At 40.3% G+C, this 26,739-nt stretch carries 23 protein-coding genes; 15 read left to right on the forward strand and 8 right to left on the reverse strand.

Annotated elements, in window-relative coordinates; all coding sequences use genetic code 11:
- The first annotated feature begins 82 nt into the window (after positions 1-82).
- From fusA to serA, 11 genes are all read left to right on the forward strand, one after another.
- Positions 83-2,188, forward strand: a complete 2,106-nt coding sequence (gene fusA, locus NYR60_RS08655) for an elongation factor G (protein WP_279466752.1) — start codon at positions 83-85, stop codon at positions 2,186-2,188.
- A 61-nt stretch (positions 2,189-2,249) separates the two neighbouring features.
- Positions 2,250-3,434, forward strand: a complete 1,185-nt coding sequence (gene tuf, locus NYR60_RS08660; RefSeq protein WP_279466680.1) for an elongation factor Tu — start codon at positions 2,250-2,252, stop codon at positions 3,432-3,434.
- 166 nt (positions 3,435-3,600) lie between these two features.
- Positions 3,601-4,356 carry a tRNA (N6-threonylcarbamoyladenosine(37)-N6)-methyltransferase TrmO gene (gene tsaA / locus NYR60_RS08665; protein ID WP_279466754.1) on the forward strand — a complete coding sequence of 252 codons (756 nt, stop codon included), beginning with the start codon at positions 3,601-3,603 and terminating at the stop codon, positions 4,354-4,356.
- A 39-nt stretch (positions 4,357-4,395) separates the two neighbouring features.
- The gene (locus NYR60_RS08670) at positions 4,396-5,112 is read left to right on the forward strand and encodes an SIMPL domain-containing protein (protein WP_279466756.1); all 717 of its coding nucleotides are present in this window, start codon (positions 4,396-4,398) and stop codon (positions 5,110-5,112) included.
- A 142-nt stretch (positions 5,113-5,254) separates the two neighbouring features.
- Positions 5,255-5,941: an aquaporin Z gene (gene aqpZ, locus NYR60_RS08675; RefSeq protein WP_279466757.1), complete on the forward strand. Its 687-nt coding sequence runs from the start codon at positions 5,255-5,257 to the stop codon at positions 5,939-5,941.
- A 74-nt stretch (positions 5,942-6,015) separates the two neighbouring features.
- Positions 6,016-6,156, forward strand: a complete 141-nt coding sequence (locus tag NYR60_RS08680; RefSeq protein ID WP_279466759.1) for a hypothetical protein — start codon at positions 6,016-6,018, stop codon at positions 6,154-6,156.
- 130 nt (positions 6,157-6,286) lie between these two features.
- Positions 6,287-6,880, forward strand: coding sequence for a peptidylprolyl isomerase (slyD, locus tag NYR60_RS08685; RefSeq protein WP_279466760.1), 594 nt, complete (start codon positions 6,287-6,289; stop codon positions 6,878-6,880).
- Positions 6,881-7,002: 122 nt separating this feature from the next.
- On the forward strand, positions 7,003-8,529 hold the full coding sequence (gene ilvA / locus NYR60_RS08690) for a threonine ammonia-lyase, biosynthetic (protein WP_279466762.1): 1,527 nt from the start codon (positions 7,003-7,005) through the stop codon (positions 8,527-8,529).
- A 71-nt stretch (positions 8,530-8,600) separates the two neighbouring features.
- Positions 8,601-9,935, forward strand: a complete 1,335-nt coding sequence (glmM, locus tag NYR60_RS08695) for a phosphoglucosamine mutase (protein ID WP_279466763.1) — start codon at positions 8,601-8,603, stop codon at positions 9,933-9,935.
- A 144-nt stretch (positions 9,936-10,079) separates the two neighbouring features.
- The gene (gene rpiA, locus NYR60_RS08700; RefSeq protein ID WP_279466765.1) at positions 10,080-10,739 is read left to right on the forward strand and encodes a ribose-5-phosphate isomerase RpiA; all 660 of its coding nucleotides are present in this window, start codon (positions 10,080-10,082) and stop codon (positions 10,737-10,739) included.
- 133 nt (positions 10,740-10,872) lie between these two features.
- The gene (gene serA, locus NYR60_RS08705) at positions 10,873-12,102 is read left to right on the forward strand and encodes a phosphoglycerate dehydrogenase (protein WP_279466767.1); all 1,230 of its coding nucleotides are present in this window, start codon (positions 10,873-10,875) and stop codon (positions 12,100-12,102) included.
- A gap of 76 nt (positions 12,103-12,178) precedes the next feature.
- Here serA and znuA read toward each other — a convergent pair whose 3' ends face one another.
- On the reverse strand, positions 12,179-13,126 hold the full coding sequence (gene znuA, locus NYR60_RS08710) for a zinc ABC transporter substrate-binding protein ZnuA (RefSeq protein WP_279466768.1): 948 nt from the start codon (positions 13,124-13,126) through the stop codon (positions 12,179-12,181).
- A gap of 132 nt (positions 13,127-13,258) precedes the next feature.
- On the opposite strand from znuA, the gene ubiD reads away from it, so the two are divergent.
- Together ubiD and NYR60_RS08720 are read left to right on the forward strand one after the other, a co-directional pair.
- Positions 13,259-14,722 (forward strand): 4-hydroxy-3-polyprenylbenzoate decarboxylase, encoded by a 1,464-nt coding sequence (gene ubiD, locus NYR60_RS08715; RefSeq protein WP_279466771.1) that lies wholly within the window; start codon positions 13,259-13,261, stop codon positions 14,720-14,722.
- 150 nt (positions 14,723-14,872) lie between these two features.
- Positions 14,873-15,394: an isoprenylcysteine carboxyl methyltransferase family protein gene (locus NYR60_RS08720; protein WP_279466773.1), complete on the forward strand. Its 522-nt coding sequence runs from the start codon at positions 14,873-14,875 to the stop codon at positions 15,392-15,394.
- 28 nt (positions 15,395-15,422) lie between these two features.
- On the opposite strand, the gene NYR60_RS08725 is transcribed toward NYR60_RS08720, so the two are convergent.
- Positions 15,423-16,244 carry a Fic family protein gene (locus NYR60_RS08725; protein WP_279466774.1) on the reverse strand — a complete coding sequence of 274 codons (822 nt, stop codon included), beginning with the start codon at positions 16,242-16,244 and terminating at the stop codon, positions 15,423-15,425.
- Between the two features lie 112 nt (positions 16,245-16,356).
- A complete protein-coding gene (locus tag NYR60_RS08730; RefSeq protein ID WP_279466777.1) occupies positions 16,357-17,361 on the reverse strand; it encodes an RsiV family protein in 1,005 nt (334 codons plus the stop codon).
- Between the two features lie 469 nt (positions 17,362-17,830).
- On the opposite strand from NYR60_RS08730, the gene rne reads away from it, so the two are divergent.
- Together rne and NYR60_RS08740 are read left to right on the forward strand one after the other, a co-directional pair.
- Positions 17,831-20,809, forward strand: a complete 2,979-nt coding sequence (gene rne / locus NYR60_RS08735; RefSeq protein ID WP_279466780.1) for a ribonuclease E — start codon at positions 17,831-17,833, stop codon at positions 20,807-20,809.
- 162 nt (positions 20,810-20,971) lie between these two features.
- Complete coding sequence (locus NYR60_RS08740; RefSeq protein ID WP_279466782.1) at positions 20,972-21,616, forward strand: histone H1 family protein; 645 nt, start codon at positions 20,972-20,974, stop codon at positions 21,614-21,616.
- 130 nt (positions 21,617-21,746) lie between these two features.
- Here NYR60_RS08740 and NYR60_RS08745 read toward each other — a convergent pair whose 3' ends face one another.
- The 5 genes from NYR60_RS08745 to NYR60_RS08765 form a co-directional block, all read right to left on the reverse strand.
- Complete coding sequence (locus NYR60_RS08745) at positions 21,747-24,611, reverse strand: valine--tRNA ligase (RefSeq protein ID WP_279466784.1); 2,865 nt, start codon at positions 24,609-24,611, stop codon at positions 21,747-21,749.
- A gap of 14 nt (positions 24,612-24,625) precedes the next feature.
- Entirely contained in the window at positions 24,626-25,102 is a 477-nt protein-coding gene (locus tag NYR60_RS08750) for a hypothetical protein (RefSeq protein WP_005619261.1), read from the reverse strand.
- Between the two features lie 407 nt (positions 25,103-25,509).
- Positions 25,510-26,103 carry a zeta toxin family protein gene (locus tag NYR60_RS08755; RefSeq protein ID WP_279466787.1) on the reverse strand — a complete coding sequence of 198 codons (594 nt, stop codon included), beginning with the start codon at positions 26,101-26,103 and terminating at the stop codon, positions 25,510-25,512.
- A complete protein-coding gene (locus tag NYR60_RS08760) occupies positions 26,087-26,263 on the reverse strand; it encodes a hypothetical protein (protein WP_279466788.1) in 177 nt (58 codons plus the stop codon). Before NYR60_RS08760 ends, NYR60_RS08755 begins: the two co-directional genes overlap by 17 nt.
- Positions 26,264-26,329: 66 nt before the next feature.
- Positions 26,330-26,680 carry a hypothetical protein gene (locus tag NYR60_RS08765; RefSeq protein ID WP_279466789.1) on the reverse strand — a complete coding sequence of 117 codons (351 nt, stop codon included), beginning with the start codon at positions 26,678-26,680 and terminating at the stop codon, positions 26,330-26,332.
- Positions 26,681-26,739 lie beyond the last annotated feature (59 nt).

Raw genomic sequence — 26,739 nt, forward strand, 5'->3', positions numbered from 1 at the left:
AGGCTTCATCCAAATGTGTGGTGAAGCCTTACCCTTATTAAGAATTTTAATTTAAATCCCCAAACAAGGTAATAAATAAAAAATGGCTCGTATAACTCCTATTGAGCAATATCGTAACATCGGTATTAGTGCTCACATTGATGCAGGTAAAACAACTACCTCTGAGCGTATTTTGTTCTATACAGGCGTAAGTCACAAAATCGGTGAAGTTCACGATGGTGCAGCAACAATGGACTGGATGGAACAAGAACAAGAGCGTGGTATCACGATCACATCTGCTGCAACGACAGCATTCTGGTCTGGTATGTCACAACAATACAAACAGCACCGTATCAACGTTATCGATACTCCGGGACACGTAGACTTTACTATCGAAGTAGAACGTTCAATGCGTGTTCTTGACGGTGCGGTAATGGTTTACTGTGCGGTAGGTGGTGTTCAGCCTCAATCTGAAACTGTATGGCGTCAAGCAAATAAATACCAAGTTCCACGTATTGCGTTCGTAAATAAAATGGACCGTACAGGTGCGAACTTCTTACGTGTTGTTGAGCAAATCAAAACTCGTTTAGGTGGTAACTCTGTAGCATTACAACTTCCTATCGGTGCGGAAGATAGCTTCAAAGGTGTAGTTGACTTAATCAAAATGAAAGCAATCAACTGGAATGAAGCTGACCAAGGTATGACTTTCACATACGAAGATATCCCAGCGGATATGCTTGAAGCATGTGAAGAACGTCGTGCAATGTTAGTTGAAGCTGCAGCTGAAGCATCAGAAGAGTTAATGGAAAAATTCTTTAGTGGTGAAGAGTTAACCGAAGAAGAAATCAAAACAGCATTACGTCAACGTGTATTAGCAGGCGAAATCATCCCTGTTTGCTGTGGTTCTGCATTCAAAAACAAAGGTGTTCAAGCAATGCTTGATGCGGTAATCGATTATTTACCGGCACCGACTGATATCCCAGCAATCAAAGGTATCAACGAAGATGAAACTGAAGGTGAGCGTCACGCAAGCGATGATGAACCATTTGCAGCATTAGCATTCAAAATTGCAACTGACCCATTCGTAGGTAACTTAACATTCTTCCGTGTTTACTCTGGTGTAATTAACTCTGGTGATACAGTTTACAACTCAGTAAAACAAAAACGTGAACGTTTCGGTCGTATCGTACAGATGCACGCTAACAAACGTGAAGAAATCAAAGAAGTTCGTGCAGGTGATATCGCAGCAGCAATCGGCTTAAAAGATGTTGGTACAGGTGATACATTATGTGCACAAGATGCACCAATCATCCTTGAGCGTATGGAATTCCCAGAGCCGGTAATCTCTGTAGCGGTAGAACCAAAAACTAAAGCTGACCAAGAGAAAATGGGCTTAGCGTTAGGTCGTCTTGCACAAGAAGACCCTTCATTCCGTGTTCACACAGATGAAGAATCAGGTGAAACTATCATCTCAGGTATGGGTGAATTACACTTAGATATCATCGTTGACCGTATGCGTCGTGAATTCAAAGTTGAAGCGAACATCGGTAAACCACAAGTATCTTACCGTGAAACTATCCGTACACGTGTTAACGATGTTGAAGGTAAACACGCAAAACAATCTGGTGGTCGCGGTCAATACGGTCACGTTGTAATCGACTTATACCCATTAGACCCAGAAGGTCCTGGTTACGAGTTCGTGAACGAGATCAAAGGTGGTGTGATTCCTGGTGAATTTATCCCAGCAGTTGATAAAGGTATCCAAGAACAACTTAAATCTGGTCCATTAGCGGGTTACCCAGTAGAAGACATCGGTGTACGTTTACACTTCGGTTCATACCACGATGTTGACTCATCTGAGTTAGCGTTCAAACTTGCAGCGTCATTAGCATTTAAAGCGGCGTTCGCAAAAGCTAACCCAGTATTACTTGAGCCAATTATGAAAGTTGAAGTGGAAACTCCACCAGACTACGTTGGTGATGTAATCGGTGACTTAAGCCGTCGTCGTGCAATGGTTAACGGTCAAGAAGCGACAGAGTTCGTTGTTAAGATCAATGCAGAAGTTCCATTATCAGAAATGTTTGGTTATGCAACAGACTTACGTTCACAAACTCAAGGTCGTGCATCTTACTCAATGGAACCATTAAAATACGCTGAAGCGCCAACAAGCGTTGCAGCAGCAATTATTGAAGCTCGTAAAGCTAAATAATTTATTTTTAACCTGAGCCATAGCAATAGGGTTATGGCTCCTTTTTTAGGAAGCTATCAAAGTGTCTAAAGAAAAATTTGAACGTACAAAACCCCATGTAAACGTGGGTACAATCGGTCACGTTGACCATGGTAAAACAACTTTAACAGCAGCGATCACAACTGTATTAGCGAAACACTTCGGTGGTGCAGCACGTGCATTCGACCAAATCGATAACGCGCCGGAAGAAAAAGCGCGTGGTATCACCATCAACACCTCACACGTTGAGTACGATACAGAAACTCGTCACTACGCACACGTAGACTGCCCGGGACACGCGGACTATGTTAAAAACATGATTACCGGTGCGGCGCAAATGGACGGTGCAATCTTAGTAGTAGCAGCGACAGACGGTCCTATGCCACAAACTCGTGAGCACATCTTATTAGGTCGCCAAGTAGGTGTACCATACATCATCGTATTCTTAAACAAATGCGACATGGTAGATGACGAAGAGTTATTAGAATTAGTAGAAATGGAAGTACGTGAACTTCTTTCTCAATATGACTTCCCAGGTGATGATACACCAATCGTACGTGGTTCAGCGTTACAAGCGTTAAACGGCGTAGCAGAGTGGGAAGAAAAAATTCTTGAGTTAGCACACCACTTAGATACTTACATTCCAGAGCCAGAGCGTGCGATTGATAAACCATTCTTATTACCAATCGAAGACGTATTCTCAATCTCAGGTCGTGGTACAGTAGTAACAGGTCGTGTAGAGCGTGGTATCATCAAATCAGGTGAAGAAGTTGAAATCGTAGGTATCAAAGAAACTACGAAAACAACGGTAACTGGTGTTGAGATGTTCCGTAAATTATTAGACGAAGGTCGTGCGGGTGAAAACGTTGGTGCATTATTACGTGGTACAAAACGTGAAGAAATCGAACGTGGTCAAGTATTAGCGAAACCAGGTACAATCACACCACACACAGACTTCGAATCAGAAGTGTACGTATTATCAAAAGAAGAAGGTGGTCGTCATACTCCATTCTTCAAAGGTTACCGTCCACAGTTCTACTTCCGTACAACAGACGTAACAGGTACAATCGAGTTACCAGAAGGTGTTGAGATGGTAATGCCAGGCGACAACATCAAAATGACAGTAAGCTTAATTCACCCAATCGCGATGGACGAAGGTTTACGTTTTGCGATTCGTGAAGGTGGTCGTACAGTAGGTGCGGGCGTTGTAGCGAAAATTGTTAAATAATTAGGTTTTGACTTAACTATTTAAGCAAGCGAAAAGCTGAGAAGGCGTGTCGAAAGACACGCCTTTTTTGTTTGAAGTAAGCGTAATTTATCGTATGAACTTTTAGGATAACTTGCCTAGCTTTCTTCTCATCTCATCTATTATCTATCTCAAGTAAGTATATTTTATGATTTCTGCCGAACTTGCCATCAAACCGATCGGAATTGTTTATAGTCCTTATGATGAAAAATTTTCTGTACCGCGTCAGCCAAATTTAGTTAATGAAGGAAAAGGTATATTAAAGTTACTACCGCCTTATAATTCGCCGGATGCCGTGAGAGGTATTGAGCAATTTAGCCATTTGTGGTTAATTTTCCAATTTCATCAAATCCATGAGAGAGAATGGCATGCAACGGTACGTCCGCCTCGTTTAGGTGGGAATGAACGGATAGGTGTGTTTGCTAGTCGAGCGACACATCGTCCAAATCCGATTGGTTTATCTAAAGTGGCATTAGAAGGTGTTGAAATTAATAATGGGGAAGTGTTGCTAAAACTGGGAAGTGTGGATTTAGTTAACGGTACGCCAATTCTAGATATTAAACCTTATATTGCATATGCTGATAGTGAACCCAAAGCTCTTTCAGGTTTTGCACAAGATAAACCACAAGTAAAGTTAGAGGTTGAGTTTTCTGAATTAGCATTACAAGCGGTGGAGTCTTGTACAAATTTTGCAAAATTCGGAATTGAGCAACCTATTAACTTTATTCGTAATGTGATTGAACAAGATCCTCGTCCGGCTTACCAACAAGGCAAAATATCCGATCGAATTTATGGAATGAGTCTTGCTGGCTATAATATTCGTTGGCAAATTTGCACACAAAATATTAATAAGGTGATTGTAGTTAGCATTGAAAATGAACTTAGTCGTGGAATCGTTCTCTAAGCTAACATTCAAATAATGATCCTTAACCGAGAAAATAGAATGAAATTCTTAAAAACCTTGCTCATCTTGCCTGTGATGTTTACCAATTCAGTTATTGCTTCAGAAGTTATATCTGATAAGGACTTAACAGCCGGTACACATTTTGAATTTTCAACCGAAGTGCGTCGAGAGGTTGATAAAGATATGATGCAAGTGAGTTTATTTAGTCGTAAAACAGGTAAATCTTTACCTGAATTAAAAAAAGCAGTTTCAGCTAATTTAAATCAAGTGCTTGAGAGTGCCAAGCAGTACTCTACGATTCAAATAGAAGCTGATGGAATCAGAAATTTAGTGAATTATACTCATGACGGTAAGGTCAATGGTTGGCTTGCTGAAGGTAGAATTTATTTAAAAAGTAAAGATTTTGATAGCATGGCAAAAATATTGGAGAACTTAGGGACAGATATTGCGATCGATAATATTTATTTTAGTGTTTCTCCTGAAAAAATGGCTTCTTTAGAAGATGAAATGACTTTAGAAATTATTAAGCAATTTCAGCATAAAGCTTCAGTAATTCAAAAAGGATTAAATCTTAAAAGTTACCGTTTAACTAATGTGAAACTGGATACGCCAAATGGTGAGGAACCCTATTTGCAAGCCAGACCTTTAGTCGCAATGGCAAAATCAGCGGAATCATTAGATCAAGCCCCCCTTGCTCTTGAAGCTGGGAAAGCAACGATTTCTGCTCGTGCAAGCGGTCAAATAACATTTGAATAATACAATTATTCATACAGCGATTCTAAAAGCATACATATTTAACGTGTTCACGCTATTAGGTATGTTTGGAGATAAGCTATCGTAAGATAGTGATTGGAAAGTACAGACACATCTGTGTCATTTTATTTTTAAGGAAAATATAATGAAAAAATATTTCGCCGAGTTTTTCGGTACATTTTGGTTAGTATTTGGTGGCTGCGGTAGTGCAGTTTTAGCAGCAGGTATTCCGGAGTTAGGTATTGGTTATGCAGGCGTATCACTGGCATTTGGTTTAACCGTATTAACCATGGCTTATGCAGTAGGTCATATTTCGGGCGGTCACTTTAACCCGGCAGTTTCGATTGGCTTATTAGTCGGTGGTCGTTTTAATGCAAAAGATTTAGTGCCTTATATTGTGGCACAAGTTGTCGGTGCGATTGCGGCAGCTACAGTATTATATACGGTGGCTTCGGGTGCGGTAGGTTTTGATGCCACGGCAGGTTTTGCAAGTAACGGTTTTGCGGAACATTCTCCTCACGGTTATTCAATGGTGGCGGCATTTGTGATTGAAGTGGTATTAACTGCATTCTTCTTAATTATCATTATGGGGGCAACCGACAAACGTGCTCCGGCAGGTTTTGCACCAATTGCGATTGGTTTAGCTTTAACTTTAATTCACTTAATTTCAATTCCGGTAACGAATACTTCGGTAAACCCGGCCCGTTCAACCGGTGTTGCGTTATTCCAAGGTTCTTGGGCGATTGAACAACTATGGTTATTCTGGATTGCGCCAATTTTAGGGGCAATTATCGGTGCATTAGCGTACCGCTTTATTGCTGAAGAAAAATAGGCTTTAGTATCGTATAATTATGCAGTGTTATTTCGGTAGCACTGCATTTTGTTTGTAAGAGAGATAGGATAAGTATGAAATCGTTCTTAAAAATTATAGTAATTGCTGTGGGTTGTAGTGCATTAAGTGGCTGTTTAGTTACTTCTGTGGTGAGCGGTGTTGTTGGAACGGCTGTTGATGTAGTTGATACGGTTACACCAGATATTACCGATTAGTTTGTAAATTTTGGATAAATTCAGACCGCTTATGTTAATCAAGCGGTCATTTTACTTCTATTCTTTGCAAATTAGCGATAAACCGCTACAATGAATCACATTTTTACCTAAATAGAAAAAGGAATCCTTAATGAAAATCGCAAAAAATGTTGTTCCAAGCATTGCTTATCAAGTTCGTACGCAAGACGGCGTGTTAGTTGATGAAGCACCGGTAAACCAACCGTTAGAATATTTACACGGTCATAATAATCTGGTTGAAGGTTTAGAAAAAGCACTTGAAGGCAAAGCAGTAGGTGATGTTTTTGAAGTGCGTGTTAAACCGGAAGAAGGTTACGGCGAATACAACGAAAATATGGTTCAACGTGTACCAAAAGATGTATTTATGGGCGTTGATGAGTTAGAAGTCGGTATGCGTTTTATTGCAGATACGGATTTAGGCCCATTACCAGTCGTTATTACTGAAGTTGATGGTGATGAAGTTGTGGTTGACGGTAATCATATGTTAGCCGGTCAAGAGTTACTTTTCTCTGTTGAAGTAGTTGCGACACGTGAAGCAACGTTAGAAGAAATCGCACATGGTCATATCCATTCAGGTCACGAACACGGCGGTTGCTGTGGTGGTCACGGTGAAGAAGGCGGTTGCGGATGTGGTGGTCACGATCATGATCACGAACATCACCACCATCATGATCACGGTGGTTGTGGCTGCGGCGGTCACCACTAATTTAATTAATTTCTTATTGGCGCAAGCGGTTATCGCTTGTGCCTTTTTAGTTTTTTTAAATCAAACTGACGTACCTCTCAATACGCCGATAGTCAAAATATAATAAAATACAGAGCAGTGTTATGAGTAATCTAACCATTCAATCCGGCACCGATTATCTTCGTGCTATCCTCAGTTCAAATATCTACGACCTGGCACAAGTGACGCCACTCCAAAAAATGGAAAAACTTTCCGAGCGTCTAGGCAATCAAATTCTTATCAAACGTGAAGATCGACAACCCGTACACAGTTTCAAACTGCGTGGTGCGTTTGCGATGATCTCAAATCTTTCAGCTAGCCAAAAAGCGGCGGGCGTTATTACCGCGTCAGCAGGAAATCACGCTCAAGGTGTTGCACTTTCGGCAAAACATTTAGGACTTCGTGCCTTGATTGTAATGCCACAAAATACACCGGCAATTAAAGTGGATGCAGTAAGAGGATTCGGTGGTGAGGCGTTATTATTTGGTGCTAATTTTGATGAAGCAAAAGCGAAAGCGTTGGAGCTTGCCGAAGAACTTGGTATGACTTTTGTACCACCTTTTGATCACCCGATGGTAATTGCCGGACAAGGCACGATTGGTATGGAATTAGTTCAGCAACGTTCCGATTTAGATTATGTGTTTGTACCGGTCGGCGGTGGTGGTTTAGCTGCTGGTATTGCGGTATTGATCAAACAAGTTTTACCGAATGTGAAAGTGATTGCGGTTGAGTCAAAAGATTCTGCTTGTTTACAACATGCTTTAAAAGTCGGTAAACCGGATAATTTAGAACGTGTCGGCTTATTTGCAGATGGGATTGCGGTTAGACGTATCGGCGATGAAACTTTCCGCTTATGTCAGCAGTATATTGATGAAGTGGTGTTGGTCGATAATGATCAAATTTGTGCGGCAATGAAAGATATTTTTGAGAACGTACGTGCGGTGGCAGAGCCTTCCGGTGCAACTTCATTAGCTGGCTTAAAAAAATATGTTAAAGAACATCAGCTTGAAGGTAAAAACTTAGCTTGCGTGCTTTCCGGTGCGAATTTGAATTTCCATACGTTACGTTATGTTTCGGAACGTTGCGAAATCGGTGAAAAACATGAAGCTTTATTAGCGGTAACCATTCCGGAGCAAAAAGGCAGTTTCTTAAAATTCTGTGAAATTTTAGGTAATCGAGCAGTAACCGAATTTAATTATCGTCATTCTGATGATCATAAAGCGTGTATTTTTGTCGGCGTTCGTATTAGCGGTAGTGCGGAAAAGGCAGAGATTATTCGAGATTTACAGCAACATGGTTATGATGTCACCGATCTTTCCGATGATGATATTGCAAAAACACATATTCGCTATATGGTAGGTGGTCGTCCATCAACTGTTCGCCACGAGCAACTTTATAGTTTTGAGTTCCCTGAACAAAAAGGGGCATTATTAAAATTCTTACAAACATTAACCGATTGGGATATTTCTTTATTCCATTATCGTGCACATGGTGCTGACTATGGCGATATTCTTGCAGCATTTACACTATCTGAAAATGATGTATCTCGTCTTAATCAACATTTAGATCACTTGGGCTATCGTTATCAAAATGTAACGGATAGCCCGGCATATCAATATTTTCTAAAATAGTAGTCAGAATTATTGATTAGAATGACTGCTTCGTTGGCAGTTTTCATTTTTCTTTTAAAGGATATAAAACAATGGCAGAGCGTAAATATTTTGGTACGGACGGAGTCCGTGGTAAAGTCGGTCAATTCCCTATCACACCTGATTTTGCCTTAAAATTAGGTTGGGCAGCAGGTAAAATTCTTGCAACACAGGGGACTAAACAAGTTTTAATCGGTAAAGATACACGTATTTCCGGTTATATGTTGGAATCCGCATTAGAAGCAGGTCTTGCGGCGGCTGGTTTGTCAGCTGCATTTGTCGGTCCAATGCCAACGCCTGCAATTGCTTATCTTACCCGTACTTTCCGTGCTGAAGCAGGTATTGTGATTTCTGCATCACATAACCCATATTACGATAACGGTATTAAATTCTTCTCAAATGTTGGGGAAAAATTACCGGATGAAGTTGAAGAAGCGATTGAAGCACTTTTAGATCAACCGATGGATTGCGTTGAATCGGCACAATTAGGTAAAGCGACTCGAATCAATGATGCAGCCGGTCGTTATATCGAATTCTGTAAAGGCACATTCCCAGCAAATGCGAGTTTAAAAGGCTATAAAATCGTAGTGGATTGTGCAAACGGTGCAACTTATCACATCGCACCTAATGTAATGCGTGAACTGGGTGCTGAAGTGATTGAAATCGGCACGAAGCCAGACGGTTTAAATATCAATGAAAAATGTGGTGCAACCGATATTAAAGCGTTACAAAAAGTCGTGGTTGAATCAGGTGCGGATGTTGGCCTTGCTTATGACGGTGATGGCGACCGTATTATGATGGTGGACCATTTAGGGAATAAAGTAGATGGCGACCAAATTCTGTTTATTATTGCCCGTGAAGCATTACGTTCAGGCAAATTACACGGCGGTGTAGTCGGTACGTTAATGAGTAATATGGGCTTAGAAGTGGCATTAAAACACTTAGCGATTCCATTTACTCGTGCGAATGTTGGTGACCGTTATGTCCTTGAACAATTAAAAGAAAAAGGCTGGAAATTAGGCGGCGAAAACTCAGGCCATATTATCGTGTTAGATAAAAATACGACTGGTGACGGTATTATCGCTTCACTTGAAGTGCTTGCTGCGATGGAAGCGCATAAAATGAGTTTAAATGATTTAGCACGTGCCGTGCCATTGTTCCCACAGGTACTCATTAATGTACGCTTTGAAGGCGGTAAAAATCCATTAGAGAGTGATGCGGTAAAAGCGGTGGCGGCAGACGTGGAAAAACGTTTAGCCGGCAAAGGACGTATTCTGTTACGTAAATCTGGTACAGAGCCATTAATTCGTGTAATGGTGGAATGTGAAGACGGTGTGTTAGCACAAAGTTGTGCTGAAGAAATCGTTGAAGCGGTTAAAAATAACTAACTAATGACAAGCGGTTGAATTTTTGCAAAAATTTGCGGAAACTCGACCGCTTTTCTTATAATGGTTTCTGTGGTATTACTTGCCGGAAAGCCTGTATAGCGTCTTATTCTTATCTGAATATAATACTTATAAAAAGGATTCACTATGAACCAACAAGAAATGAAAAAAATTGCTGCTCAAGCTGCACTTCAGTTTGTCAAACCGGATACTATCGTAGGTGTCGGCAGTGGTTCGACTGTAAACTGTTTTATTGATGCGTTAGCTTCAATGAAAGATGATATTAAAGGTGCGGTAGCAGCTTCAAAGGCTTCGGAAGAACGTTTACGTGCGATTGGGATTGAAGTCTTTAATGCAAATGAAGTGACCGAATTAGATGTATATATTGACGGTGCTGATGAAATAACCCCTCAAGGTGCAATGATTAAAGGTGGTGGTGCAGCTTTAACCCGTGAGAAAATCGTTAGCTCGCTGGCGAAAAAATTTGTTTGTATCGTAGATAGCTCAAAACAAGTGGATGTACTAGGCACAACCTTCCCATTACCGGTGGAAGTGATTCCAATGGCTCGTTCTTATGTCGCGCGTCAATTAGTTGCGTTAGGCGGTTCACCGGAATATCGTGAAGGTGTTGTTACGGATAATGGTAACGTGATTTTAGACGTACATAATTTCCAAATTCTTGAGCCATTAAAAATGGAACATACCATTAATAATATCGCCGGTGTTGTCACAAATGGGATTTTTGCTCAACGTTATGCCAATGTCACGATTGTCGGCACACCTGAAGGTGCTAAAATTATTGAATAATCGTATTCTTTAACACACGGAATAGCATAACAAAACTTATAATAATAAGTTCTGTTAAATTAAAAAATATTCCGTGTGTTTAGTTAGGCGATGTGATAAAAGTAAAAGCAAACACAACACATAAGGACCTAAAATGACAACTTCTATCGATAAATCTCAAATAAAATTTCTCTTACTTGAAGGTGTACATCAAAATGCGTTAGATGTATTACAAGCGGCAGGTTATACCAATATTGAATATCATAAAAAAGCGTTAGACGGCGATGACTTAATTAATGCGATTAAAGATGCGCATTTTGTCGGATTACGTTCTCGTACTTATCTGACTAAAGAAGTCCTTTCACACGCAAAAAATCTAGTTTCAATCGGCTGTTTCTGTATCGGGACTAACCAAGTTGATTTAAAAGAAGCAAAACGTCTTGGTATCCCGGTGTTTAATGCACCGTTCTCAAATACTCGTTCAGTCGCAGAATTAGTGTTAGCGGAAATTATTCTCTTAATGCGCCAAGTACCGAAAGCGAATGCGGAAGTACATCGTGGCGTATGGAATAAATCGGCAGCCGGTTCAAATGAAGTACGAGGTAAAAAATTAGGGATTGTAGGTTACGGTCATATCGGTTCGCAATTAAGCGTAATGGCGGAATCTATCGGTATGCAGGTTTATTTCTATGATATTGAAAATAAACTGCCGCTAGGTAATGCACAACAAATTGCAAGCTTAGATGAATTGCTTGCTAGTTGTGATGCAATTTCGTTACATGTACCGGAAAACGCTTCAACTAAAAATTTAATGAATGTGGCTCGTATTGCGCAATTAAAAGAAGATTCAGTGTTGATCAATGCGGCGCGTGGTACGGTGGTTGATATTGACGCTTTAGCGGCACGTTTAGCGCAAGGTACTTTACGTGGGGCAGCGATTGACGTATTCCCAGAAGAGCCGGCTTCAGTTAATGATCCGTTTGAATCACCGCTATGCCAATTCGATAATGTGATTTTAACTCCGCATATCGGTGGATCAACCGCAGAAGCACAAGCGAATATCGGTACGGAAGTGGCAAGTAAATTTGTGAAATATGCGGATAATGGTTCAACTCTTTCAGCGGTTAACTTCCCTGAAGTATCATTACCGATTTTGCATAGCGATGCGAAACGTTTGTTACATATTCACGAAAACCGCCCTGGTATTCTAAATAAGATCAACCAAGTGTTCGTAGATGGTAACGTGAATATCGCCGGTCAGTATCTACAAACTGATCCAAATATCGGTTATGTGGTTATTGATGTGGAATTAGATGATGCGAGCGAAGCACTTGAACGCTTACAGCAAATTGACGGCACAATTAAAGCCCGTGTGATTTCATAATATTTATATCAAATGAAAAGCGGTGGAATTTGCAGAAAATTTTGCAAATTCTACCGCTTATTTTTTTATCTTTCACTTATTTCAAACATTGACTAAATTCATCGGCAATCGCTTGTAAGAATTGCGGATAAGCGGTTTGGCTTAATTCGATTTTTGCACCAAGCGGATCTAATTGTCCCACTTTAACTTGCGTACCTTTGCTGAGGCTTTCAATCACTTTCGGTGTGAATTGAGGTTCGGCAAATAAACATTGTGCTTTGTGTTCAGCGATATTGTTCTTAATCACGCTTAATGTTTTCGCACCTGGTGCTACACTTGGGTTAATCGTAAATGAACCTAATGAATTTAAGCCGTAAGCACGTTCAAAATAGCCGTAAGCATCATGGAAAGTATAATAACCTTTACCTTTTACTTGTGACAATTGATTACGGATTTGTTCGTTTTTAGCGGTTAAATTTGCTTTAAATGTTGCAAGATTTTCTGCAATTTTCGCTTTTTGCTCCGGTAATTGTACGCTTAGGCGTGCTGCGATCTGTTCTGCTGCGGCAAGGCTTGCTTCAGGCGAGAACCAAATGTGCCAGTCTTTATCATGGCTGTGACCTTCGTGATCGTGTTCGTGATGCTCATGCTTATGGTAGTGATCATGTTCATGTTTTTCATCGTCATCATGATCATCATCATCATGTTTTTTAGTCGCATCAACAATCGCTTTAATTGCCGGTACATCATCTAAACTAAGCACTTTCTCTTTCGGTAATTTGTCGATACTTTTTTCTAAAAACGTTTCTAAATCTTCACCGACCCACACCACAAGTTGCGCAGATTTTAACTGTTCTACATCAGACGGTTTTAAGCTGTAATCGTGCGGAGATGCGGTCACAGGCAATAATACCTTGCTCTCTGTCACGCCTTCTGTGATTGCACTTGCGATAAAGCCTAATGGTTTGACGGTAGTAAGTACATCTGCATTTGCGACTGCGGTTGTGCCTAGCATAGCGAATGCTAAAGCGGTTTTCTTAAACATAATATTCTCCTTTGAGATTAAAGTTAGGAAATTCTATCAAACTTCCTTAAGTTTTCATAATTTTTTTATGGGTATTTTTCGTTTGCCGTTTTCTATATACTAGCGGTTAGATTTTTCTAATTTTTTACCAATATGAAATATAAAGATTTACGTGAATTTTTAACGCTATTGGAAAGTCAAGGTGAATTAGTGCGAGTTAAGCAAGAGATCGATCCTTATCTTGAAATGGCGGAAATTTCCGATCGCACGTTACGCAAGGGCGGACCGGCGATTTTATTTGAAAACCCAAAAGGCTACCAAATGCCGGTACTGTGTAATTTGTTCGGCACACCGAAACGTGTTGCGTTAGGTATGGGGCAAGAAGATACACACGCCTTGCGAGAGCTGGGGAAATTATTGGCGTTTCTCAAAGAGCCAGAGCCGCCGAAAGGTTTTAAAGAGCTGATTGGGCAATTACCGCAATGGAAACAAGTGTTGAATATGCCGAGCAAAGTTTTGGGTAAAGCGGATTGTCAACAAGTGGTATTGAGCGGCGATGAGGTTGATTTGTATAAATTACCGATTATGCATTGTCACGAAGGGGATGTGGCACCGCTTGTTACTTGGGGATTAACTATTACCCAAGGACCTTATAAAAAACGCCAAAATCTTGGGATTTATCGCCAACAGCTGATCGGCAAGAACAAGCTGATTATGCGTTGGTTATCGCATCGTGGCGGTGCGTTGGATTTTCACGAATGGAAGGAAGCTAATCCGGATAAACCGTTTCCGGTTTCGGTGGCTATCGGTGCTGATCCGGCAACCATTTTAGCCGCGGTTACACCGATTCCCGATACCTTATCGGAATATGCGTTCGCCGGTTTATTACGCGGTCAGAAAACCGAGGTAACTAAGTCCATTAGTAATGATTTAGAAGTGCCGGCAAGTGCAGAAATTGTGTTGGAGGGTTATATTGACCCGAATGAAACGGCATTGGAAGGCCCGTATGGCGATCATACCGGCTATTACAATGAACAAGAGTATTTTCCGGTATTTACTGTTACGCATATCACCATGTGTCGTGATGCGATTTATCACTCGACTTACACCGGTCGTCCGCCGGATGAACCGGCAGTTCTCGGTGAAGCATTAAACGAAGTGTTTATTCCGATTTTGCAAAAGCAATTTCCGGAAATCGTGGACTTCTATCTACCGCCGGAAGGATGTTCTTATCGCCTTGCGGTGGTAACGATTAAAAAACAATACGCCGGCCATGCAAAACGGGTAATGATGGGCGTTTGGTCGTTCCTCCGTCAATTTATGTACACCAAATTTGTGATTGTCTGTGATGACGATGTAAACGCAAGAGATTGGAAAGACGTGATTTGGGCGATTACTACACGTTGTGACCCGAGCCGAGATACGACTTTAATCGATCATACACCGATTGATTATCTGGATTTCGCTTCACCGATTGCGGGCTTAGGCTCAAAAATGGGGATTGATGCCACCAATAAATGGCCGGGCGAAACTAATCGAGAATGGGGAACACCGATTAAAAAAGATCCGAATGTTGTGAAACGTGTTGATGAAATTTGGGATCAATTAGGGCTATAAATTTAACAATACGGTGAAAAGTTTGCTGAAAATCACAAGAGCAAGCGGTTAAATTCCCTTAAAAATTTACCGAATAAAAACAGCTTATTTCAGCAGCTTTTGCCGTGTTTGATTTTTTATTTTCTATTACCATTTATTAAAGGAGAACTTATGTTACTGGTAAATCTTACATTTATTAGCTTTTTTATTGTTCGTTTGTATAGTTTGAGCATTTCGATTAGAAATGAGAAAGCGCTTATCCAAAAAGGTGCTACGCAACACGGCAGTAAAAATTCAAAACTATTATCTATTGTGCATGTCCTGTTCTATTTTTCGGCATTATTTGAAGCGAATTATTTTGCCCATCATTGGGACTATCTCAGCACGATCGGCACAATTACCTTGTTTTTCGCTTATATTGCACTCTTTTGGGTGATCAATGAATTAAAAGAAATTTGGACGGTGAAACTCTATATTTTACCGAACCATAAAATTAACACTTCAACCTTATTCAGAACGATTAAACACCCTAACTATTTCCTCAATATCATTCCGGAATTAATTGGCGTGGTGTTACTGTGCCATGCGTGGAACACATTGATGTATTTATTCCCTATTTACCTCGTTGTATTAGGTATTCGCATTTATCAAGAAGAAAAAGTGATGAAGCCGTTATTTGAGCAAGTTAAATAAGTAAGGGGACTATATGTTCCCTTACTTATCACGCTTTATTATTTATATGCAATAAGCGATTACTTAGTTCATTTTTTTCTTCAAGTAATAAATTACGGATAAAACGTACGAGAAACTCCGTGTTTTCATAGATGCCTTTAGCGAGATTATTATAGTTTGCTCTTACCAAGGCATTACGGAAATACCACGCATTTTCGGCAAAAATATCATTAGTTGCATTGAAGCCCAAAGTGTGAAGGTATTTGATAAAGAATACGGCGGTAGTTCTAGTATTTCCTTCTTCAAAGCAGTGAATTTGCCATAATTGTGCGATAAATTGTGTTAAATGTTCGATAACTTGGTCGATTGATAGCCCTTTATAGCTGAATTTACGTTCTTGAACTAAATCGTATTCTAAGGTTGTCAACAATTCGGAAGCCATCCCATAAGTTACTGTTGCGCCGTCTAATACCCACTCTTTTTTCGTGATGTTATAAGTTCGCAATTGTCCGGCATGTGGATAAATACCCTGAAACAGATATTTGTGAATAGCTAAATATTGATTCGTATTAAATGAGAAAGCTGGTTCTGAGAGTAATTTGGCAATACGTACCGAAACTTTATCCGCTTCTTCAGTACGATTTTCAATTTCTTTTGTCGGATTTGCTTGGTAATAACCTTCGATCCACTGTTCTGCCATTTCAAACGAGATTTCGCCTTCAATATGTTTAATTGCCGTTTCTCGTAAATAAGAAGAAGGCTTTAGTCCGTCGACATCTTGTAAACCGATAGCGGTTTGCCAAGCATAGCTTTTCTCTCGTTTGGACGGTTCAAGATGGCGGATATATTCAGCGAAGGGATCTTTGGTCATATCAGATTCTCATAGGTTTGAATAACGATATTTTAATTGGAATAAGAGTAAAGACAAGCGGTGAAATTTGCAAAATTTTCTGCCAATTTCACCGCTTGTTTGTGTAGCTTAGTTACTCATTTTCCGCTTGGATATGATCCGGAGCTAAATCATAACCATCTTTCGGTTTACGTTGATATTCCGGATTGAGTAACTGATTAATTTCGTACCAAGGTACGGTAAGGCTAATTTCCCCTTCAGCGAATGGACCTAACGCATACGGTGGGTAGACGAATTTCACGCCCTCATCAGTAAATAGAAATTCTTCCGAGATATAAAAATCAGGTTTCGCTGTAAAAGTTTCACGCTTACCGTTTACATCCGGTTCGCTACGCTGTTCGTAATAGCTCCATAAAATAGCGGATAGCTCCACTTGTTTGGCTGCTGAGAATAGATCATCAATTAAGATAATCCGTTTTTTATTCACATCAATATTAAAATATTGCGTATAGTAATTATTATGTGCACCACCGGTATAACTATCATAGTTTTGGAAAAAGGTTACGATATTATGGCGTTGTCCTAAATAAATTGTTTCTGCCGTTTGGGTAATACCTAAGGTTTCCCCTTCTTTTAAAGTTGCCAAATTTTCCTGATAATCTTGTTCCAATACAGTTTTTAATTGGCTTAATTCATTGCCGGTAATGGCATTGCGATCAATTTTACTATTAGCATCGGCAGTTACTGCTTGATAATTAATGAGTATTTGCTTCGCCAATAAATGATCCAACCAATCAAAACCAGTTTTTGCCAAGCTAACAAAATAGTATTGTTCTGCCGACATAATCGCTTGTTCCTGATCGGCTTGCGGCTTAAATTTGATGCGTTCTTGTTTGGCAAAAAACGGATAAATTTCAACATTGAGGGCAGGAATCGTTTGAGAGGTGATCGTTTTTTCCGCTACAGTTTGCTGTAAAGCGGTCAATTTTTGTTGAGAATCTGCAAGTTGCTGATTTAATTGCGTAATAGTTTGATCCGCTTGTTGCAATTTTTCGGTTAACACTTGGTTGTTTTTATCATCGCAAGCTGTAAGCATTAATGTTGCGGCAATTAATAGGCTAAGTGCTGTTTTATTCATAAAAGTGCCTTGATAAGAGAGAGAAAATTATAGCTAAAAATAGCAAAATCAGTATAAATTGCAATCCATTTCAGATTTTTTATCTTGCATAGGTTATGATATTTGCCTTGCCTATAACAGTATGAAAATGCGATAATAAAACGCTTTTTTGTCCGGCAAAATTGCCAGTTTATTTGTAACAAATAAGCAAAAAAGTACCGCTTGTTGATAATCTAAATTGCAAGCCTAAGTGATTGATTTTGCGGTTAATTCGAGACAAGAAGATGCAACGTAAGACAAAAACATCGCTGTTTACACCCTCCGATTTTAATTTGCTTTAGACAGTCGGGAGACTGCCCCTAATCCGTTAAGGAATACAAAGGTATTCCGTTTTATATAAAGGATTTCATTTAGTCGTGTAATTTACACCCAAAAGTAAATTGAATCGGGCGGTAATTTAAAAGTAAAAAATGAATAATGAGAAAACACAATGAAAAGAATGTTAATCAATGCGACTCAAAAAGAAGAGTTGCGAGTTGCACTCGTTGATGGGCAACGTTTGTTCGATTTAGATATCGAAAGCCCAGGACACGAGCAAAAAAAATCGAATATCTACAAGGGGAAAATCACCCGTGTTGAGCCAAGTCTTGAAGCCGCTTTCGTTGATTACGGTGCAGAGCGTCACGGTTTCCTTCCTTTAAAAGAAATTTCACGTGAATACTTTCCTGCGGATTATGTATTCAACGGTCGCCCGAATATCAAAGATATTATCAAAGAAGGGCAAGAAGTTATTGTCCAAGTGAATAAAGAAGAGCGTGGTAACAAAGGTGCGGCATTGACCACTTTTATCTCACTAGCTGGTAGTTATTTAGTTTTAATGCCAAATAATCCACGTGCCGGTGGGATTTCTCGCCGTATTGAAGGTGATGAGCGCTTAGAGTTAAAAGAAGCGTTAGATTGTCTAGATGTACCGGAAGACGTAGGTTTAATCGTGCGTACTGCTGGTGTAGGCAAATCGCCAGAAGAGCTTCAATGGGACTTAAAAGTGTTGTTACACCATTGGGAGGCAATTAAAAAAGCTGCGGAATCTCGTCCGGCTCCATTCCTTATCCATCAAGAAAGTGATGTGATTGTTCGTGCGATCCGTGATTATCTCCGCCGTGATATCGGTGAAATCTTAATTGATAACAAAAAAATCTTCGAAAAAGCGAAAAACCATATTCGTCTAGTGCGTCCAGATTTCATCAATCGAGTACGTCTATATGAAGGTGAAGTGCCGTTATTCAGCCATTATCAAATCGAATCACAAATCGAATCGGCGTTCCAACGTGAAGTGCGTTTACCGTCAGGCGGTTCAATCGTGATTGACGTAACTGAAGCATTAACGGCGATTGATATTAACTCATCACGCTCAACCCGTGGAGGTGATATCGAAGAGACTGCGTTAAATACCAACTTAGAAGCGGCGGACGAGATTGCTCGTCAATTACGTTTACGTGACTTAGGTGGTTTGATTGTCATCGACTTTATCGATATGACTCCGGTGCGCCACCAACGTGAAGTGGAAAACCGTATCCGTGAAGCGACACGCCAAGACCGTGCGCGTATTCAGTTCGGTCGTATTTCACGTTTCGGTTTATTAGAAATGAGCCGTCAGCGTTTAAGTCCATCACTCAGCGAAGCATCAAGCCACGTTTGCCCTCGCTGTCAAGGTACGGGTAAAGTGCGTGATAACGAATCGATTGCACTTTCCATTTTACGTTTATTAGAAGAGGAAGCGATTAAAGAAAATACTGCACAAGTTCATACTATCGTGCCGGTGCAAATTGCGTCTTATTTACTCAATGAAAAACGTAAAGCAATTTCAAGCATCGAAAAACGTCACGATGTACAAGTGATTGTTGTACCAACCGAGAGTATGGAAACACCACATTTCAGCGTATACCGTTTACGTGAAAATGAAGTATTACCGACACTTAGCTACGATTTAGCGAAGCACTATCATACTCACGAAGAAGATGCTCAAATGAATATTCATACGGTTTCAGAAGAAGCATTAGTGACACGTAATGAACCGGTAATTACCGTTGAATCTGTATTACAAAGTAGCGAGCTAAATCTTCAACCGGCGCCGACACCGGTGGAGCCGGCTAAACCGTCATTACTTAGCCGTTTGATTGAGAAGGTGAAAAGTTTCTTTGCATCAGAAGAACAAGTTGAAGAGAAACCGAAGCCGAAATCTCGTAACCAACGTGATCGCCGAAATCGTCGCGAACGAGCAAATCGTGCGGAACGCCAAGAGCGTAAACAGACACAGCAACAACAGGAAGAGCAAAAAGCACAACGTCAGGAACGTAATCAAGAACGTGTGGAAGCGAAAAAAGCTCGTCGCCAAGTAGTTGAAGAAGTGGCTGGTGGGCAAGAGGCTCAAGCGGAATCACGTTCAAACAATAAAGAAACCGCAGTGACGGAGCGTCGCCAGCGTCGTGATTTACGTAAAAAAGTGCGTGTGGACAACGTGGAAAATACGGCTGTTACTGCTCAAGTCGTGGAAGAAAAAGTTCAAACTGTAGAGCAAATTCAACCGCTTATTACACAATCTGAACAACCGTTAGTGGCTGAAGATCGCCAAGACGTACGTGAAAACGGGCGTCAACGTCGTCTTCCTCGTCATCTTCGTGTTGGTAACCAACGTCGCCGTGAAAACAATAATCGTAAAGAGAACGCGGTTGCGGCAATGCCTTTAGCGGCAGCTGTTGCTTCTCCGGAAATGGCAAGCGGTAAGATTTGGGTGAAATTTAGCGAACCAGCATCAACTAGCAAATCGAATAGCAAAGCGGAAGAAAAACTGCGTTTCTTATCGGTAGATGAAATGCTCGAACAACAAACTAGCGAGGCGGTAACTGAACCTGCTATCGAAATGAATATTGAGGATAATGCAAGTTCTGTTGCACCGATTGTCGGCTTTATTAAACAATCTTCCGATCGTGATTTAGTGAAAGAAAATAAAGAGCGTTTACATCATCACGCTGAAGAAAGTGAACAAGCGGATGAGCAATTAGTCGAAAAAGCAATGGCAAAACATGTTGCTCCGCTAGGTGGCTTTGTGTCACAACATTCTGATCGTGATCTTGTTAAAGAAAAGAATGAACGAGTACAAAAATACCAAGCTAAAGCGACACCAGCTCCTGCTGTTGAAGGTATTAATGTAGAAGTAATTAAAGTGCCGGTATCGAATTACCAAAGTGAGTACAGTTTTAATGGTAATTTAGGTACATTTTCTCGTGTAGCACATACTAAGTCAGCAATGACGGTCGCTTCTGCACCGGATAGAGTGTTAGAAATGGCAACGGTAACAGAATGGACACAATCCAAATATTATTTCTATGGAAAAGGGTTTGGCGGGCATTCTAGTGCAGTGAGCCATGTTCATTCAGCTCCACGTGTTGCAAGTATAGATAATGAATAACGTTTAATATTTTGAATCGAAAGCCAATTGATGTTTCAATTGGCTTTTTTTTAATCAAAAAGAAATATTTTTGGAAACTTATTTAATAAAGCATACTCTAAAGAATATATGTTTGCTTAATTAAAAGCAGACATCATTTATTTTTTACATAAGGAAACACAAATGAAAAAATCTCTATTAGCGTTAGTATTAGGTGCAACATTAACTTTAGCTGCTTGTGATCAAGCAAACCAAGCAAAAGATGCAGTAGCAGCTAAAGCTCAAGAAGCAAAAACTGCAACACAAGATGCAGCGAAAGCGGTAGCAGACAAAGCAACTGAAGCAAAAGATGCAGTAGCAACTAAAGCGACAGAAATGAAAGATGCAGCAGCGGCTAAAGCTGAAGCAGCAAAAACTGCAACACAAGATGCAGCGAAAGCAGTAGCGGACAAAGCAACTGAAGCAAAAGATGCAGTAGCAACTAAAGCGGTAGAAATGAAAGATGCAGCAGTGGCTAAAGTTGAAGCAGCAAAAACTGCAACACAAGATGCAGCGAAAGCAGTAGCGGACAAAGCAACTGAAGCAAAAGATGCAGTAGCAACTAAAGCGACAGAAATGAAAGATGCAGCAGCAGCAAAAGTTGAAGAAGCAAAGACTGCAACACAAGATGCAGCGAAAGCAGTAGCGGATAAAGCAACTGAAGCAAAAGATGCTGCAGCAACTAAGGCGACAGAAATAAAAGATGCAGCAACAACTAAAGTTGAATCAGCAGCCGAAGCTGTAAAAGAAAAAGCAACTGAAGTAAAACAAGCAGTTGAAACTAAATAATTCTTGCTAAGGTATCTCCGAACCAAAGTAAAACGCCCGCAGTTCGAATTGCGGGCTTTCTTTTTAGGTAATGGATGTAATCCGATAAAAAAGCGGTCAAATTTGACCGCTTTTTTACTACTTACTTCGATTAAAGATTTTCAATCGCTTGGTATTGCGTTTGAAGTTTCTCTAAACCATTTTGGTACTCTTGCATTTTTTCACGTTCTTTAGTGATTACCGCTTCCGGTGCTTTTGCCACAAAGGCTTCGTTGCTGAGTTTGTTTTCAATGCGAGTGATTTCACCACGCATTTTCTCGATCTCTTTGGTTAATCGAGCTAACTCTGCTTCTTTGTTGATAAAGCCAGCCATTGGGATTAGCACTTCCACGTTACCCACTAATTTCGCTACTGAAAGTGGTGCAGTTTCGTCCGTACTTAGTACTTGTACGCTATCTAATTTCGCCATTGCTTTTAACAAGCGGTCGTTTTCCGCAAGAATTTTGCGTTGCTCGTCAGATACGTTGCGAACAAGGAATTCTAAGCCTTTGCTCGGTGCAATATTGCTTTCCGCACGAATGTTACGCACAGCGATGATTAACTCTTTAATCCAGCCGATTTGCATTTCTGCAACTTCGTCTAACTCGCTTTCCACCACTTTCGGGAACGGTTGTAACATAATCGTATCCGCATTAATACCTGCAAAGCCTTTTACTTTCTGCCAAATTTCTTCGGTAATGAACGGCATAATTGGGTGAGCTAAACGTAATAATTTTTCAAGCACACGCACAAGCGTTTGGCTTGTGCCACGTTTTTGCGCTTCGGTACCATTTGCAAATACTGGTTTGGTTAATTCTAAATACCAGTCGCAGAACTCGTTCCACGTGAAGTCGTAAATTGCATTTGCTGCTAAGTCGAAACGATATTGGCTTAATGCCTCACGGAATGTACCAACTGTGCGATTAAATGCTGATTCAATCCAGCGATCCGCCAAACTGTATTCCACTTCGCCTGCTGATAAATCTAATTTATCATTAGTTAATACGAAACGACTTGCATTCCATAATTTATTACAGAAGTTGCGGTAGCCCTCTAAACGTTTCATATCCCAGTTGATATCACGACCGTTACTTGCTAATGCAGCTAAAGTGAAACGTAATGCGTCCGTACCGTGTGCAGCGATGCCGTTTTCAAACTCTTTGCGAGTTGCTTTAGCAATTTTCTCTGCAAGTTGTGGTTGCATCATATTGCCAGTACGTTTTTCGAGTAAATCTTCAAGTGAGATACCGTCAATCATATCGATCGGGTCAAGTACGTTACCCTTCGATTTCGACATTTTTTGACCTTGCTCATCACGAATCAAACCGGTTACATATACGGTTTTGAACGGAACTTGCGGTTTGCCGTTTTCATCTTTCACAAAGTGCATTGTGAACATAATCATACGAGCAACCCAGAAGAAGATAATGTCGAAACCTGTAATTAACACATCGGTCGGGTGGAACATTTTCAGCTCTTTGGTTTGCTCTGGCCAGCCTAAAGTTGAGAACGTCCATAAACCTGATGAGAACCAAGTATCTAACACGTCTTCGTCTTGGCGTAATGCAAGATCTGCTGGTAAGTTGTGTTTTTGACGCACTTCTTCTTCGTTGCGTGCTACATACACATTACCTGCTTCGTCATACCATGCAGGAATACGATGTCCCCACCATAATTGACGAGAGATACACCAGTCTTGAATATCACGCATCCAAGAGAAGTAAAGGTTTTCGTATTGTTTCGGTACGAATTGGATTTCGCCATCTTCTACCGCTTTAGTTGCTACTTCCGCAAGTGGTTTCACGCTCACATACCATTGGTCGGTCAGCATTGGCTCGATTGGCACACCACCACGATCGCCGTAAGGCACTTTCAAATCGTGCGGTTTGATTTCATCTAATAAACCTAACGCTTCAAAATCCACCACCACTTTTTTACGTGCAGCGAAACGCTCTAAACCTTGATAGTCCGCAGGGATTGTCGCTTCGTAAGTCGTTAGTGGTTTACCGTCAGTACCGATAATTTCCGCTTCCGCACGAATATCCGCATTCATCGTCATCACGTTTACCATTGGCAAGCTGTGACGTTTACCTACTTCGTAGTCGTTGAAATCGTGTGCTGGGGTAATTTTTACTACACCCGTACCAAATTCACGATCAACGTAATCGTCCGCCACGATTGGGATTTCACGGTTTGCAAGCGGTAATACCACCGTTTTACCGATTAATGATTGATAACGCTCGTCTTCAGGGTGAACCGCCACCGCCGTATCACCTAGCACGGTTTCAGGACGAGTAGTTGCTACCACTAAATAATCTTTACCGTCTGTAGTTTTCGCACCGTTTGCTAACGGATAGCGGAAATGCCAAAGCGAGCCTTTGCTCTCTTTGTTTTCCACCTCTAAATCTGAAATCGCGGTGTGAAGTTTTGGATCCCAGTTTACAAGGCGTTTACCACGATAAATTAAGCCTTCTTCGTGTAAACGAACGAACACTTCTTTTACCGCATTCGATAAACCTTCGTCCATGGTGAAACGTTCACGATCCCAGTCGATTGAGTTACCTAAACGGCGCATTTGTTGGCTGATTGTGCCGCCTGAATACGCTTTCCAATCCCAAATTTTATTAATGAAAGCTTCACGTCCATAATCGTGGCGAGTTTTGCCTTCTTCCGCTGCGATTTTACGCTCTACCACCATTTGGGTTGCAATACCCGCATGGTCTGTACCGGTTTGCCAAAGGGTGTTATTACCTTCCATACGGTTAAAACGGATTAAAGTATCCATTAACGTTTGTTGGAAAGCGTGCCCCATATGCAATGAACCGGTTACATTCGGCGGTGGAATTGCGATACAGTAACTTGGAACGTTAGGATTCTCAGTCGGCTTAAAATAGCCCTGTTCTTCCCAGTGTTTATAAAGTGCTTGTTCTACTGCAGACGCATCGAAACGGTCTGCCATTTGGAGGTTTTGGGTCATTGTTTTACTCTTATTTAATATGATAGTTTTTGTTGTACATTACTAATTCTGTTTCTTAACTCTATACACAAATTAGAATTAACCTGATAACTAGAGTTACAGCTATTATTGTCGTATTTATTTTGCCAATACTTGATTTCCCTTGATATGTTAGTTTGTCCCTGCATTGCTCTTATCGACTGCTGATTTTCTTTAATTACATTTTTGATATCTAATATATTTGTATCTAACTTTGATTGTAAATTATTAGTTACACTAGTGAGCTCTGATTTTAAAGCATATTTAGAAGTATTGTTTTGCAAATTTTCCAAGTCTTTTTTATATAATTCTAAAGTGTTTTTAACTTCTTGTATTGGCGTTATAATCTTTACTCCTGATGATTGTGAGAAATTATATAGCCAATTTTTAGGTTCGATTAAACCAAAGTGAGAACATAATAAAAAAATTAATGCTGCAGAATTAAAGTAAGATAAAAGAGATGGTTTATTCATATAATTCTCCGATAGACTCTATGTTACCTCTTATTTATTGAAACTCCGATAGTACCCATCAGGAGACGAGCGTTAGCATTTGGAATTGCAAATTTTTGCAGAAATCCAACCGCTCGTAATCCACGCACGGCAAGCCGTACGTGGTTACGATCAGCCTTTGGCTGAATGAGCTACTCTGTAGCTCGGTTTTCAAATCTCCCCCAACCCCTCTTTGCTAAAGAGGGGAGTTGCCTTGTGGCAATGTGGAGATCGCTATTCTTTCTCTAAACTAGTCCCCCTCTTTAGTAAAGAGGGGATAGGGGAGATTTGTCCAACACCATATTCCAATGAGGTATGCTGTTTTTCCAGTAAATCGCCGAAACAGCTTAAAATTCTCAGCCCTAGCGGGGCTGAACTATGCTTAACTCTTAGTACATGCTAGGACTTTCCAATGCTGTTTTGACTTCTTCACACCACTTCGGCAATTCATCAACCCATTGCGTTAATTCATTTTCACTAAGGTGAAAAACTAGGTTCGGAGCTTCTCCTGAATTATCGTAGATAAACACTTCATCGCAAAGCGGTACGATTTTGGTTAAATTCTGTAAGCTGATGTTGTATCGATTTCGGATAGTTTCCTCATCAATAAAATGCCCGCCACTTGCAACTCTCGCTTTTACTCTCTTGATGTTAATAGAAACACCATCAACACCAACATAATTTAACCGCACAAAAAAACCGTTTTCTTTCGCAGTTTTGATTCGTTGCAAAATGGAATTACCTGATAGGGTAGATTCCATAGAAAACGAAATTTGCTGACTAATCGCAAACTTAAATAACTCAATCGCTTTCCTACCAGCTTGGCTATCCACTGCACGGGGATTTTCAGGGCTAATTTGCATTGCGATATGGTCTGAATCAATTACAATTTGTACGGTATCTTTGTTAAAACCACGCAAGGTTGTTTTGCCAGCTCCATTTGTACCGCAATAAAAAATCGCTAGATTATTTTGCTTTTGCATATTCAATGACTATTTCTGTACCGTCTGGATAATGATCAACGATATCACCATTTGGACGTTTAAATGTTAGCACCTCACGCTTTTTCTTATCATCCATCCACGCTTTAAATTGAATTTGCAGTTGGCGTTGTTGTTCTCTAATTTGTTCAATTTTGGTCATTTTCTTTCTCCAAAATTTGTAGATTTTTGCGGAAATCTGACCGCTTGTACCCCGAAATCTAGCTCGCTATTTTAATTGCAGTAATGAACTATATTCCTCTTGCTCTGTTATGGTTTGTTGATAGAACCTTTGAATTTGTTCGGTCAGTTTATCCGAGAGTAAGATTTCTTGTTGTATATCGAGATATTTACGTTTGTCAGCATTGAGGTAGCAAGTAATCACCACGACATCACATTCAACTTTTGCACTCAACTGTAAGTTTTTATACACAATTCGCTGTTCGTTTAGGCGTTTTTGTATATATTGTTCTAAATATTCACTCAGCTGTCGGCTAAATTGCTCAAACAGTTGGTAGTGATTAATATAATCGTGATAATTAATCTCGAAAATAGCTTCACCATCAAAACGAAAATACATTTTTTCTTTGTCTGTATAGCGATATACACAGACTATAGCGACTAATAGCAGTATAACGG

The sequence above is a fragment of the Actinobacillus genomosp. 2 genome (genome assembly GCF_029773605.1).
Classification (GTDB): Bacteria; Pseudomonadota; Gammaproteobacteria; order Enterobacterales; family Pasteurellaceae; genus Actinobacillus.

Coding starts and splice junctions, on each gene's coding strand:
- rne (WP_279466780.1), top strand. CDS start 17,831: ATGAAAAGAATGTTAATCAATGCGACTCAAAAAGAAGAGTTGCGAGTT.
- aqpZ (WP_279466757.1), top strand. CDS start 5,255: ATGAAAAAATATTTCGCCGAGTTTTTCGGTACATTTTGGTTAGTATTT.
- fusA (WP_279466752.1), top strand. CDS start 83: ATGGCTCGTATAACTCCTATTGAGCAATATCGTAACATCGGTATTAGT.
- NYR60_RS08670 (WP_279466756.1), top strand. CDS start 4,396: ATGAAATTCTTAAAAACCTTGCTCATCTTGCCTGTGATGTTTACCAAT.
- serA (WP_279466767.1), top strand. CDS start 10,873: ATGACAACTTCTATCGATAAATCTCAAATAAAATTTCTCTTACTTGAA.
- NYR60_RS08740 (WP_279466782.1), top strand. CDS start 20,972: ATGAAAAAATCTCTATTAGCGTTAGTATTAGGTGCAACATTAACTTTA.
- tsaA (WP_279466754.1), top strand. CDS start 3,601: ATGATTTCTGCCGAACTTGCCATCAAACCGATCGGAATTGTTTATAGT.
- ilvA (WP_279466762.1), top strand. CDS start 7,003: ATGAGTAATCTAACCATTCAATCCGGCACCGATTATCTTCGTGCTATC.
- NYR60_RS08720 (WP_279466773.1), top strand. CDS start 14,873: ATGTTACTGGTAAATCTTACATTTATTAGCTTTTTTATTGTTCGTTTG.
- NYR60_RS08755 (WP_279466787.1), bottom strand. CDS start 26,103: ATGCAAAAGCAAAATAATCTAGCGATTTTTTATTGCGGTACAAATGGA.
- NYR60_RS08680 (WP_279466759.1), top strand. CDS start 6,016: ATGAAATCGTTCTTAAAAATTATAGTAATTGCTGTGGGTTGTAGTGCA.
- NYR60_RS08725 (WP_279466774.1), bottom strand. CDS start 16,244: ATGACCAAAGATCCCTTCGCTGAATATATCCGCCATCTTGAACCGTCC.
- slyD (WP_279466760.1), top strand. CDS start 6,287: ATGAAAATCGCAAAAAATGTTGTTCCAAGCATTGCTTATCAAGTTCGT.
- NYR60_RS08765 (WP_279466789.1), bottom strand. CDS start 26,680: ATGTATTTTCGTTTTGATGGTGAAGCTATTTTCGAGATTAATTATCAC.
- NYR60_RS08760 (WP_279466788.1), bottom strand. CDS start 26,263: ATGACCAAAATTGAACAAATTAGAGAACAACAACGCCAACTGCAAATT.
- glmM (WP_279466763.1), top strand. CDS start 8,601: ATGGCAGAGCGTAAATATTTTGGTACGGACGGAGTCCGTGGTAAAGTC.
- NYR60_RS08730 (WP_279466777.1), bottom strand. CDS start 17,361: ATGAATAAAACAGCACTTAGCCTATTAATTGCCGCAACATTAATGCTT.
- znuA (WP_279466768.1), bottom strand. CDS start 13,126: ATGTTTAAGAAAACCGCTTTAGCATTCGCTATGCTAGGCACAACCGCA.
- rpiA (WP_279466765.1), top strand. CDS start 10,080: ATGAACCAACAAGAAATGAAAAAAATTGCTGCTCAAGCTGCACTTCAG.
- NYR60_RS08745 (WP_279466784.1), bottom strand. CDS start 24,611: ATGACCCAAAACCTCCAAATGGCAGACCGTTTCGATGCGTCTGCAGTA.
- NYR60_RS08750 (WP_005619261.1), bottom strand. CDS start 25,102: ATGAATAAACCATCTCTTTTATCTTACTTTAATTCTGCAGCATTAATT.
- ubiD (WP_279466771.1), top strand. CDS start 13,259: ATGAAATATAAAGATTTACGTGAATTTTTAACGCTATTGGAAAGTCAA.